This window comes from Phaeobacter sp. PT47_59 (assembly GCF_028890025.1).
Classification (GTDB): domain Bacteria; phylum Pseudomonadota; class Alphaproteobacteria; order Rhodobacterales; family Rhodobacteraceae; genus Phycobacter.
In genome coordinates this window covers 65,874-78,392 of the sequence record NZ_JARCJL010000005.1, presented here as the reverse complement: position 1 = coordinate 78,392, position 12,519 = coordinate 65,874, and the positions used below count along the sequence as shown (strand labels likewise).

Sequence of the window (12,519 nt, the reverse complement as noted above, 5' to 3'; positions counted from 1 at the left end):
AGCGCACTCCAGAACGGCCAGGCGTCAGTACAGGATATTGACCACGCTATCACCAAAGCTCAGGGTGCCGTCGCTGTAGGACACGATGCTATTGTCGATCAGGGCATCAAGATCGCTGATACCCAGCAGCGTGATACTGTCATCAGCCCCAAAGGTGAGGACGATCCCGTCATCGGTGATCTGCGTAACCGACGCCAGATCCTGCGTATCGACCCCCATGTTCGGATGCAGCCAAAGCGTATCGACCCCCAGCTCGAAGTCGGTGATCGTGTCATGACCGGTACCCTGCCGGAAGAAGAAGGTGTCCGCCTCTGCGCCGCCGGTGAGCATTCCATCGCCGCCATCACCTGCCCAAAGAGTGTCATTTCCACGCCCACCGTAAAGGCGGTGATCGCCGCCTTCATCGCCGCCTATGGAGATCAAAATATCATCCCCACCGCCGCCACGCAGCGTGTCGTTTCCATAGTTGGAGTAAAGCGTGTCGGTGCCTGCGCCGCCGTTCAACCTGTCGTTTCCACCTTCGCCGATCAGGTAGTCATCCCCCCGCCCGCCAAAGAGCCGGTCATTTCCATCGCCACCAAGAAGATTGTCGTTGCCTGCGCCACCAAAGACAGTATCCCGGCCATTTCCAGCAGACACCACGTCGTCGCCACCGCCCATATGAATCGTATTATCGACGGCAAGGGCGGCGGAATCCGGTTGATAGAAGACATCCTTGTCGATGCCGCCATGGATGCTCACAACACCTGAGTTTCCCGAACCATTTTCTGCTTCGGCGTAATTCACAATCTCGTCGATTACAAAAAAGCCGCGAGATATGACGCTCGCGAATTCGTCTACGGGTATTTCGAGGCCGGAAACACCAAGCGTCTCCACCTCCCAACTTCCAATATCTTCGGATGTATTTCGCAGGGTGAACTCAGTGACAACATCACCTTTGCCCGCGATTGTCTCGATCGTGACCGCAGGCTCATAGCTCCCGGGTTCATTGCCGCTTTGCAGCCTGAACGCACCGGTCTCCGGGTTGAAGCGGTACCCCCGTCCGCTCCAGGAAAACATGCCGACGTTGCCGCCACTGAAATGAATTTCTACCATTTTTCCCTCAAACATTCTGTTTGCAGTGTGATGAGGGAGAGTGGAGAAAGATGGTGAACAATTTATGAGTGTGTCGCCAAAAGGGTGATACGCTGACGACATTCCCACAAGCGCACCCAATATCTGTAAGCGCAATCAACGGTGATCAGGAATGTTCGTCGTTTGCCGCTATCAGTTGGCCCCCACGCACAGCCGTAATCACCGCCGTCACGATCTGTCCCTCTTCCTGAGGCGCATCGAATGTCACCTCGGTGAACTGCTCGGTGCGGCCCATATGGGGGTTTTCCATCAGGATGCGGTGGCTGCGCCCGACCTGCGCCGCCAGGTGTTTTTGCACCTGTGCATCACCTACGGCACGCAAACGCGCGGCGCGCTCCTTGATCACCTTGCCATTCACCTGCTTCGGGATCTTCGCCGCAGGCGTGCCTTCGCGTTTCGAGTAGGGGAAGACGTGCAACCAGGTGAGATCGCAATCACTGACCAGCTTCAGCGAATTCTCGAAATGGGCCTCGGTTTCGGTCGGGAACCCCGCGATAATATCGGCGCCAAAGGTCATATCGGGGCGCATGCGGCGCGCCTCTTCGGCAAAGCGGATGGCATCGTCACGCAGATGCCGCCGCGCCATGCGTTTCAGGATCATGTCGTCGCCATGCTGCAGGCTGAGATGCAGATGCGGCATCAGGCGCGACTCGGTGGCGATGGCCTGCATCAGGTTCTCGTCCACCTCGATCGAATCGATCGATGAAATCCGCAGGCGCGGCAGGTCCGGCACCAGCTTCAGGATCCGCATCACCAGATCGCCCAGTTTCGGCTGTGCGGGCAGGTCGGCGCCCCAGGAGGTCAGGTCAACGCCGGTCAGCACCACCTCGTTATAGCCCCGGTCCACCAGCCGCTTGATCTGGTCTACAACGACGCCAGCAGGCACCGAGCGCGAATTTCCCCGGCCATAGGGGATGATGCAGAAGGTGCAGCGGTGATCGCAGCCGTTCTGCACCTGCACATAGGCGCGGCTGCGGGTGCCGAATCCATCGATCAGATGGCCTGCGGTTTCCGTCACCGACATGATGTCGTCGACCTGAACCTTTTCCGTTTTGCCGATGAAATCCGGCCCCTTGGCGATTTCGGCCCAGGTCTCGGGCTGCATCTTCTCGGTATTGCCGATGACGCGCGTGACCTCTTCCATGGCGGCAAAGGTTTCGGGCTCGGTCTGGGCGGCGCAGCCGGTGACGATGATCGGCGCCTCGGGGTTTTCCCGGCGCAGGCGGCGAATCTCTTGCCGCGCTTTGCGCACCGCCTCGGCCGTTACCGCGCAGGTGTTCACCACCAGCGCGTCCTCCAACCCGGCGGCACGGGACAGCTCTTTCATCGCCTCTGTCTCATAGGCGTTCAGGCGACAGCCCAATGTGGTGAATTTGGGCGCTGTCATCCCAGCGACTCCAGAAATTCGGCGGTGAAGCTGCCGCTGAACACATGCATGGTCGGACCGGTCATCCAGACGCCATCCTCGCGCCAGTCGATCCACAGGGTGCCCCCATCCAGATCAATGCGCACCCGGCGCCCTGTGAGGCCCCTGCGCGCCGCTGCGACGGCGGTGGCGCAAGAGGAGGACCCAGACGCCAGCGTCACCCCCACACCGCGCTCCCAGACCCGCATGCGGATGTGATCGGGGCCGACGATATGCGCGACCTGCACATTGGTGCGTTCGGGGTAAAGCGGGTGATGCTCGTAGCGCGGTCCGAAGTCTTCCAGCGGAATGAGATCGGCGTCCTCGACAAAGAAGGTGCAATGCGGGTTCCCCATGCCAGTGGCGGTGGGGCCGCCTTCGATGGGCAGCTCCAGCGTGTCCATTTCCTCGGCCAGTGGGATCTCCTGCCAGTCCAACTGCGGGGCACCCATATTGACCGAGGTCAGCCCCTCCCCCGCGTCCCGCGCATAAAGATCGCCGCGATCGGTGGTCAGATGCAGCGCGTCCTTGCCGCTCTCCTCCATCAGGTGACGGGCGATACAGCGCGTGGCATTGCCGCAGGCCGCCGAGGTGGAGCCATCGGCATTGTAGAAGGTCAGATGCGCATCCCCGGCGCCGTTTGAGATCACGGCGAGCTGATCGAAACCCACGCCGAATTGGCGATGAGCGATTCCCTTCGCCAGCGCGGGCGTGATCGCGATATCCTGTGCACGCGTATCCACAACGACAAAGTCGTTGCCCAGCCCGTGCATCTTCATGAAGGGGAATCCGATATGATCTGATGTGCTCATGGCGGGCATATAGACCTCGCATCGAAATGAATCCAGCCTTGCGCGGATAAACTTGAAAAAAGGGGTTGACCCCCCGCCGCTCTCCCCCTAGATACGCCGCCTATCGGGACAGCATGGATGACAAAGCCAAGCCGGACCGAAGCGAATTAAGCGCTTGATCCTTCTGGATGAATTCGCTTAGACCGCAGAACAGAAGTGGGCCGTTAGCTCAGTTGGTAGAGCAACTGACTTTTAATCAGTGGGTCGCAGGTTCGAATCCTGCACGGCTCACCACTTTCTGAAATGAAATCAAAACACTGAAAACAGACCACACGCGATGCTGCCGCTTGCGGTGGGGCTTGGTCCGTTCTTTTGAGATGGAAATCATCTTCTCTGGCGCGGCTCACGACAGACCTGTTTTTCCCGTATCGGCACGTCGGGAATGTCCCCTGCCTGCGCTTTTCCGGCATCCAGTGTGTCCCGGTGCCCCAAGCAGGGCATCCTTGTTGGTCGGCCACTGCAAGCACGGATTCCTTCATGGACCCGTAACCGTGTGGAAGCCCCTGCCCTGTTTTCTTCACGCCAAGGCTGGGTTAGCAAGGCTTCTCCACCCTGCCGGGACAGACCGCCCCGGGTTTGCCGATGCGTCGAAAGGTACAGCCATGAAAGCAGTCCTGTTTGAGAAATTCCAAGAGGCCCCGAAGCTGGTCACCGTTGATGACCCGACTCCCGACATTGATGGGGTTGTCATCAAGGTCGAGGCCACCGGCGTGTGCCGCTCGGATTGGCACGGCTGGATGGGGCATGACAGCGATGTCGAGTTGCCGCATGTGCCGGGCCACGAATTGGCCGGCGTGATCCAAGCGGTGGGGCGCGACGTCAAGAACTGGAAGCCCGGTGACCGGGTGACGGTCCCCTTCATTTCCGGCTGTGGCTCCTGCCCGGAGTGTCATTCGGGCAATCAGCAGGTCTGCCACAATCAGGAACAGCCCGGCTTTACCCATTGGGGATCCTTCGCGGAATATGTCGCGATCCACAAGGCGGATCTGAATGTTGTGCCCTTGCCCGAAAGCATGGATTTCGCCACCGCCGCCAGCCTTGGCTGCCGCTTTGCGACCTCGTTTCGCGCGGTCGTGGATCAGGGACAGGCCGCAGCCGGTCAATGGGTTGCCGTGCATGGTTGCGGAGGCGTGGGCCTGTCCGCGGTGATGATCGCCAACGCGTTGGGCTGCAACGTTATCGCGGTCGATCTGGACGACACGAAGCTGCAGCTGGCCCGGGATCTTGGTGCTGTCGCGGCGATCAACGGCAAGACTGTCGCCAGCGTTCCGGAGGCCATAATGGAGATCACCCGTGGTGGTGCGCATGTGTCGCTTGATGCCCTGGGGCACCCGGTGACGATGCACAATTCGATCATGTGCCTGAAACGACGCGGCAAGCACATTCAAGTCGGCCTGCTGCTGGGCGATCACGCGGCCCCTGCCGTTCCGATGCCAAAAGTCGTTGGCCAGGAGATCGAAATCATCGGCTCTCATGGCATGCAAGCCCACCGGTATGACGCCATGTTGGATATGATCGCCCATGGCAAACTGGATCCCGGACGTCTGGTGGGCAACAGGATCAGCCTTGAAGAGGCGCCCGCAGCCCTGATGGACATGGACAAGTTCCAATCCGTCGGCGCAACCGTCATCACCAAGTTCTAGCCTCGGAACCACCGGCACCCCGGTGCAGGGTACTGGTTCCGTGTTCCGGGCCCAGCCCCTTGCAAATCGGCCAGAGGCGGGATACCCCGTCTCGGCTCAACGTGGCTCTCAAGCTTTTCGCCAGACATCAAAGCCTTCTTGTGCACGAAAGGATCCCTCCTTTCGCGTCTCATAATGCTGTCTAGGGAGATAAGCTTGCCCGCCTGTCCCAATCCCCATGGTCTTTACGACTCTACGCTTGAACACAGCAATTGCGGTGTCGGATTCCTCACGCGCAAAGACGGAACACAGGTTCATGACGTCTTGCTGAAAGGCCATGAGGCGCTCTGTGCGGTGCCGCATCGGGGCGGCATGTCGTCCGAAGGCGTTGGCGATGGCGCCGGCGTGTCGGTGGACCTTTCTGTGGCCTTCTTTCGCAAGCTGACCGGAGTGGACCTGGAAAAAGGGCGCTTTGGCGTCGGGAATTTCTTCCTGCCTGCCGATCCGGCGCAGCATGACCGCGCCGCGCGGATCATCGAAACCACTCTCTCCGGGGCCGGGTTCCAGACCAAGACCCAGCGCAATATGCCGGTCAACACTGACGCGATCGGGCCGCGCGCCATCAAGTTGCAGTTGCCCATCGTGCAATGGGTCTTCACCGCGCCCGAAGGCATGGAACAAGCCGCCTTTGACCGGCGCATCCATTCGGCGCTCTTGGAGATCGAGGCCCAGGCCTATACCGATCCGGCGCTTGAAGGCTTCTATCCGCTGTCGCTTTCGGCGCGGATGCAGGTCTTCAAGGGCCGTCTCAATTCCTGGGAAATCATCCCGTATTTCCGCGATCTGAGCGACCCCGACCACGCGGTGCATACGCTCTACTTCCACACCCGGTTTTCGACCAATACCGATCCGCATCCGTCCATGGCGCAGCCGTTCCGGCTGATGGCGCATAATGGCGAGCTGAACACCGACAAGAAGAACCGCCTCTCCGAGGCCGCAATCGCGCTGGCGCGCAACACGGCCATCCTGCGCCCGAAGGGGCAATCGGACAGCTGCCGTCTGGATCAGACCCTGAATGCCCGCGTCTATGGCGAAGGTCTCGATCTGGTCACCGCCGTGGTGGCGATGATGCCGCCGGCCTGGGAAAACGACGCCCGCATCAGCCCGCAGGTGCGGCAGATGCTGGAGTATTTCTCGCTTTCGGAAGAAAAGAACGACGGCCCCGCCGCGCTGGTCTTTGGTGATGGCACCATCATTGGCGCCCGTCTTGATCGCCTGGGCCTGCGCCCGATGCGCACGGTCGAAACCGATGCCTATCTCGCGGTGATGTCCGAGGCGGGGCAGATCGATTTCCCGCCCGAAACCGTGCTGCGCCGTGGCCGCGTCGAGGCAGGCGGCATGATCTATCTCGACCATGCCGAAGGCCGCATCTACGAGACCGAAGAGGCGCTGGAACGGCTGGCCAAGGCCAAGGATTACGCCCGTCTCCTCGCCGAGGCACAGGTCAATATCGATGATCTGCCCGCATGCGCGGTGACGACCCCTACGGTTGCCGCCGCGGGTTATGAGGGCGATCTTGAGCGCCCCGCGCGCTATGTCGGCTACACGCTCAACCAGGAATGCTTCAAATTCCTGATGGATCCGATGCTGCAAACCGGCGTCGAGAAGGTGTCCGCGATGGGCTATGGCAACGCGATCAATGCCTTGAGCGACAATGAAGGCGGCGTTGCCAAATACTTCAGCCAGCGGTTCGCGCAGGTGACCAATCCGCCGCTGGACTCGATCCGTGAAGCGGATGGCATGACGCTGCGCGTCGCGCTTGGCGAAAAGCCGCATCTGGGACAAAGCCGCTCGCGGCAGATCGTGGTGAACTCGCCGGTTCTGCTGATGGGCGAAATGCTCAAGATCAAGGCGCAGGACGCAACCCCATGGGCACGCTTTGACACGCTCTATGCGCCGGATTTCGCGGATGGGACGGCCAATGAGGCGGCGCTGACCAAGGCCATCGACGCCATCGCCAATGAGGTGGTCGCCTTTGCGCGCGACCAGGGCGGTATCGCGATTCTGTCCGACCGTCATATCAGCCGCGCCCTGGCTCCGATGCCGATGACGCTTGCCGTCTCGGCGATCAACCAGCGGCTCATCGAGGAGGGGATGCGCTTCAAGGTCTCGCTGGTGGTGGAAAGCGGGCAGATCTGCTCGTCGCATCACATCGCCTGCGCGCTTGGGTTCGGGGCCTCTGCGGTCTACCCGCTCGCCGTGCGGATGCGCGCCGAAGAGCTATATGGCCAGGAGGGAGCCCGCGCGGCCTATCTCAAGTTCCGGAAAGCGGCAGAAAAATCCCTGATGAAGACCATGGGCAAGGTGGGGCTCTGCACCGTCGAATCCTACTCGGGCGGGGAGTTCTTCGAACCCAACTTCCTGGACACCAACGATCCTGTATTCGCCAGATACCTGCCCAATATGAAAACCCCGGTCGGCGGTGTGCGCTTTGATGTGGTCGCCAAATCGGTGGCCGACTGGCATGAGCGCGCCCTCAGCGTGAAAAGCGACAAGGACATCCCCATCCTTGGCCTGTTCAAGGAACGCGCCGAGGGGGCCGGCCACTCCTATGGCACCACTGCCGTGCGGGGCTTTGTGGATCTGACCGAAGAAGCCATCACATTTGCCACGGACCAGGCGCGCGATCTGGATGGCGAAACCGACCCCTTCCGCCTGCTCACCCTGCGACAGATGGATGACGCCTTCGGCATCGACGACACCGGCTATGTGAACACCTCTTTCGAGAAGCTGTCCAAGGCGCAGATCGACGGGTTTCAGATCACGCCGGGCTATCGCTCCTTCTCGGCGACCATGGCCGAAGAACGCAACCGCCGCCCGGCCGCCTTGCGCGATGTGCTTGCCTTTCCGGCGGACATCACCTTCCTCGACACGGTGGCGGAGATGAAGCGCGAGATGATGCTCTTCAACCGCGCGGGCAACACTGACTTCGTTATTCGCGGCCTTGATGCCGAACCGCTCGACAAAAAACTGTTCCGGCTCCGCCTGACCGGACCCAAGGCGGGGGATCTTGGTCGCCTGGATGTGCTGGCGGAAACCCTGGTGGAGCGCTTCGGCAAGGATGTCGAAGGGCATTACATCACCAGGGGTGCGCTGCACGTCACGGTCAAGGGCATGGCGCTGGACTACGTATCCCGCCTGCGCCCTGCTGCAGACCGCATTGACCTGTCCGAGGTGCAACCGGCCTCTGACATCACGCCACGCCTGGCCTCCGGCGCCATGTCGCACGGGGCGCTGGTCGCCTCTGCCCACGAGGCGGTGGCCCATGGCACCAATATGGTGGGCGGCATGTCCAACTCCGGTGAGGGTGGCGAGCACCTGTCGCGCTATGGCACGATCCGCGCCTCCCGCATCAAGCAGTTTGCCTCTGGGCGCTTTGGTGTCTGGGCCGGGTATCTGGCCGATCCCAACCTGGAAGAGATCGAAATCAAGATCGGACAGGGCGCCAAGCCCGGCGAAGGGGGGCAGCTTCCCGCTGCCAAGGTCACCGTCGAGATCGCCGCCGCACGGGGCGGCACCCCGGGGGTGGAGCTGATCAGCCCGCCGCCCCATCACGACACCTATTCGATCGAGGATCTGGGCCAGCTCATCCACGACGCCAAGGCCGCCCGGGTGCGCGTCATCGTCAAGCTGGTCTCCTCCGAGGGTATCGGCACCATCGCCGTCGGCGTCGCCAAGGCCGGGGCCGATGTGATCAATATCGCAGGCAATACAGGCGGCACCGGCGCTGCGGCTGTGACCTCCTTGAAATACACCGGCCGCGCCGCCGAAATCGGCATCGCCGAAGTCCACCAGGCGCTTTGTGCCAATGGGATCCGGCAAAAGGTCTTGCTGCGCTGCTCTGGCGCGATGCAGACCGGTTCGGATGTGGTCAAGGGCGCGCTGCTGGGCGGCGACAGTTTCGAATTCGGCACCACCGCGCTGATGATGCTGAAATGCGTGATGGCCAAGAATTGCAATGTCAAATGCCCCGCCGGCCTGACCACGAACCCCGAGGTGTTCGATGGCGACCCGCGCGCCCTGGCACAGTATCTGCTGAACATCGCCCATGAGGTGCGCGAAATCCTGGCCAGCCTGGGGCTGCGCTCCTTGGCCGAGGCAAGAGGCCGCTGCGACCTGCTGCACCTGTTGGATCACCCCTCCTCGGTCGGCCAGCTGGATCTGCGGGCGATGCTGACCCCTGTTCCCGAGATCAAGGTAGCGAACCCGATCTATCTGGAAAAGGATTTCTCGGTCGATGACGCCCTGCTGGAGCAGGTGAAGTCCAGGCTGGTGGACAAGGGCGAGCGACAGATCAAGCTGAGCCCCAACGCGCCGCTGAACAACCGCAACAAGACCGTCGGCGGTCAGCTTGGCATCGATATCGAGCGCCTGCTGAACCATGACTTGACCGCGCTGCCCCCGGCCGCCTTCGAGGACAGTCGGGGCCGTCGCTATCTTGAACCGCGCGCGGTGCAGATCTTCACCAGCGGCTCAGCCGGGCAAAGCTACGGTGCCTTTTGCAATGACGGCATGGTCCTCGAACATACCGGCACCTGCAATGACGGCGTCGGCAAGGGCGCGTCCGGCGGCGAAATCATCGTGCGCAGCCCCGGCGGCGCCCAGGGGCGCGAGAATGTGCTGATCGGCAATTTCGCATTGTTCGGAGCAACAGGCGGGCGCACCTTCGTGGAAGGCCAGGCCGGGGACCGTTTCGCTGTGCGCAACTCCGGGGCCACCGCCGTGGTCGAAGGCGTCGGGGACTTCTGCGCCGAATATATGACCAACGGCGCGATCCTGAATATCGGCAGCTTTGCCAAGGGGTTTGGCAACGGCATGTCCGGGGGCTTTGCCTATCAATTCGATCCCGAAGGCCGTCTTCCCGAGCTGATGAGCGCCGATTCCGTGTTCTCAGGCACCCTCGCGGATGGCTCCGACCACGCAGCGATCCATGAAGGCGCGGTGCGCCAGATGCTGGCATGGCATGTCGAGGCGACCGGCTCCCGGCGGGGCAGCGACCTGCTCAAGGATTGGGACAACACCCGTCGGCACATGGCCTGGATCATGCCCAAGGCCCTGCTGCAATATCAGGACGCCGATGCCATCCTCGCCGCCCGCTCGCGCAAGGAACTGGTCGAGGAACTCTCCACCGCCCTCGCCGCGCATCAGATCACCGCGCTGAAGAACGCCTGGAAGCGGGGCCGCCCGGTGCAAAAGGGTGCGGTGCCGGACTATGGCGAGATGGACACCGAAGAGATGGCCCGCCTCCTGGGCAGCTATATCGTGCTGGAGCAGGCGCAAACCCTTGCCGCCAGGCGGCTGCGGAGCGCCGACCGCCTTGCCCAAGACAAGACCGCCCGCAACCTCATTCTGACCGAGGATTTCGCGCTGATGGCGGCGCTTGCCAAACACGCCAAGGCGGCCATCGATGGCTATGACGATGCGGGCCTTGCGGCACTGGTGGCCAACAAACGCCTGAGCGATTTCAAACGCGCGCTCTCCCTGCGCAACATCCTCAGCATGGACAGCCCCGGCACCTATGCCTGGATCCTGCATCAAAGCGCCAAGAACCGCGCGGCACTGGGTGCTGTGCCCAGCTTTGACGCGCTCTTTGTCGAAAACGCGATCCCCGAGGTGATCGCCCGCACCGCGGCGGAATGACGGACATGACTGATATGAAAACCAAAGTTCCCTATATCCCCGAAGACGCGCCTTTCTCCGGCGAACAGAAGATCTGGCTTGGCGGCTTTCTCGCAGGTCTGCATTCCCGCCTTGCCGCAGGCGTGGGTGGTGCTGCCGCCGCCCCTGCCGGCCAAGCGGCAGAGGTCACATACCTCGACATTCTCTACGGCACGCAAACCGGCAATGCCGAGAGCCTTGCCGAGGAGGCCGCCACCCAGGCGCGCGCCAGGGGCTTCACCCCGCGGGTTGCCGAAATGGACGAGGTGACGATGGAGCAGCTGGCAATGATGCAGACCCTGATCGTCGTGGTCTCCACCTATGGCGAGGGCGAGATGCCCGACAATGCCCATCAGTTCTGGGAGGCCCTGTCCGGGCCCACCGCCCCGCGCCTGGAAAGCCTCAGCTACGCTGTGCTGGCCCTGGGCGACACCTCCTATGATGCCTTCTGCCAGGCGGGCAAGCTGGTCGATACCCGGCTGGAGCAACTGGGCGCCAGGCGACTTGGGTCGCGCATCGATTGCGATGTGGATTTCGAGGATGCCGCCGAGGCCTGGATCGCCGCAACCCTGCCCGATGCGGGCAGTATCAGCGCCGCAGCCCCTGCCGGGGACCCAGCGCCGCAGGCGGCGCCGAAAAAGGCCAAATCCGGCTGGGGCCGCAAAAATCCCTATCGCTCCACCATGCTGGACAATCGCCTGCTGTCGGGGCCGAAATCCGCCAAGGAAATCCGTCATATCGCCTTTGACCTGGGCGAAAGCGGCATGACCTATGAGGCCGGCGATGCGCTGGGCGTGATGCCGGTCAACGCACCGGATCTGGTGGAGGCCTGGCTCACCCGTCTGGACGCAAGCGCCGAGACCGATATTGGCGGCACCGCGCTGGGCGATCTGCTGCGCACCGATCTGGAAATCATGACACCGTCGCGCGATCTCATCCGCGCGATTGAACCGCTGGCACGCCATGACGAGCTGAGCCATGTCGTCGGCAATGGCGACAAGGAGGCGTTGGAGGCCTTTCTGTGGGGCAAGGACGCGCTGGATCTGCTGAACCTCGCCCCTGATCTGAAGCTCGATCCGGCAGAGGTCACAAGCTGGCTGAAACCCTTGCAGCACCGCGCCTATTCCATCTCCTCCAGCCCAAAGGCCCACCAGGGCGAGGTGCATCTCACCGTTGCCGCCGTGCGCTGGATGGCCGAGAACCGCCCCCATGGCGGTGTCTGCTCCACCTTCCTTGCCGACCACGTGCCGCAAGGCGCAGAGGCGGGTATCTTCATGTCGCCCAACAAAAGCTTCCGGGTGCCAGAAGATGACAGCGCGCCGATGATCATGGTTGGTCCCGGCACCGGTATCGCGCCCTTCCGCGCCTTCCTGGAAGAGCGCCAGATGCGCGGGGCAAGCGGGGCGAACTGGCTGTTCTTTGGCGACCAGACCCGGGCGAGCGACTTTATCTATGAGGATGAGATCAGCGCCTTCAGCGCCTCCGGCCTGCTCACACGTCTGGATCTCGCCTTCTCCCGCGATCAGGCCGAGAAGGTCTATGTGCAGCACCGCATGATCGAGAATGGCAAGGATCTATTCGCCCAGCTGGAAGAGGGCGGATCCTTCTATGTCTGCGGGGATGCCACGCGCATGGCCAGGGATGTCGACGCGGCCCTGCATTCGATCATCGAAACCCAAGGCGGCATGACGCCCGAGGCGGCAAGTGACTATGTGAACCGCCTCAAGCGCGACAAGCGTTACGTCCGCGACGTGTACTGACACCGCAATAGTACCCGTGTCAGGCTCCC

Annotated in this window: 6 protein-coding genes and 1 tRNA gene; 4 read left to right on the top strand and 3 right to left on the bottom strand. The window is 62.2% G+C overall.

Annotation, left to right across the window (positions count from 1 at the left end):
• Positions 1-24: 24 nt before the first annotated feature.
• The 3 genes from PXK01_RS06215 to dapF form a co-directional block, all read right to left on the bottom strand.
• Complete coding sequence (locus tag PXK01_RS06215) at positions 25-1,095, bottom strand: calcium-binding protein (RefSeq protein WP_274859292.1); 1,071 nt, start codon at positions 1,093-1,095, stop codon at positions 25-27.
• 145 nt (positions 1,096-1,240) lie between these two features.
• Positions 1,241-2,521 carry a tRNA (N(6)-L-threonylcarbamoyladenosine(37)-C(2))-methylthiotransferase MtaB gene (mtaB, locus tag PXK01_RS06210; protein WP_274859291.1) on the bottom strand — a complete coding sequence of 427 codons (1,281 nt, stop codon included), beginning with the start codon at positions 2,519-2,521 and terminating at the stop codon, positions 1,241-1,243.
• Positions 2,518-3,360 (bottom strand): diaminopimelate epimerase, encoded by an 843-nt coding sequence (gene dapF / locus PXK01_RS06205; protein WP_274859290.1) that lies wholly within the window; start codon positions 3,358-3,360, stop codon positions 2,518-2,520. Before dapF ends, mtaB begins: the two co-directional genes overlap by 4 nt.
• Before the next feature lie 188 nt (positions 3,361-3,548).
• Here dapF and PXK01_RS06200 point away from each other — a divergent pair.
• The 4 genes from PXK01_RS06200 to PXK01_RS06185 all read left to right on the top strand — a co-directional run bounded on the left by PXK01_RS06200 (position 3,549) and on the right by PXK01_RS06185 (position 12,490).
• A tRNA-Lys gene (locus PXK01_RS06200) sits at positions 3,549-3,624 on the top strand.
• Positions 3,625-3,992: 368 nt separating this feature from the next.
• Positions 3,993-5,033, top strand: coding sequence for a zinc-dependent alcohol dehydrogenase family protein (locus PXK01_RS06195; RefSeq protein ID WP_274859289.1), 1,041 nt, complete (start codon positions 3,993-3,995; stop codon positions 5,031-5,033).
• A gap of 174 nt (positions 5,034-5,207) precedes the next feature.
• On the top strand, positions 5,208-10,712 hold the full coding sequence (locus PXK01_RS06190; protein WP_274859288.1) for a glutamate synthase-related protein: 5,505 nt from the start codon (positions 5,208-5,210) through the stop codon (positions 10,710-10,712).
• A gap of 5 nt (positions 10,713-10,717) precedes the next feature.
• The gene (locus PXK01_RS06185; RefSeq protein ID WP_274859286.1) at positions 10,718-12,490 is read left to right on the top strand and encodes a diflavin oxidoreductase; all 1,773 of its coding nucleotides are present in this window, start codon (positions 10,718-10,720) and stop codon (positions 12,488-12,490) included.
• Positions 12,491-12,519: the final 29 nt, after the last annotated feature.

Excerpts from the sequence above, each read along its gene's own strand:
- PXK01_RS06195 (WP_274859289.1), top strand. The coding sequence starts at position 3,993 with ATGAAAGCAGTCCTGTTTGAGAAATTCCAAGAGGCCCCGAAGCTGGTC.
- PXK01_RS06185 (WP_274859286.1), top strand. The coding sequence starts at position 10,718 with ATGACTGATATGAAAACCAAAGTTCCCTATATCCCCGAAGACGCGCCT.
- PXK01_RS06190 (WP_274859288.1), top strand. The coding sequence starts at position 5,208 with ATGCTGTCTAGGGAGATAAGCTTGCCCGCCTGTCCCAATCCCCATGGT.
- PXK01_RS06215 (WP_274859292.1), bottom strand. The coding sequence starts at position 1,095 with ATGGTAGAAATTCATTTCAGTGGCGGCAACGTCGGCATGTTTTCCTGG.
- mtaB (WP_274859291.1), bottom strand. The coding sequence starts at position 2,521 with ATGACAGCGCCCAAATTCACCACATTGGGCTGTCGCCTGAACGCCTAT.
- dapF (WP_274859290.1), bottom strand. The coding sequence starts at position 3,360 with ATGCCCGCCATGAGCACATCAGATCATATCGGATTCCCCTTCATGAAG.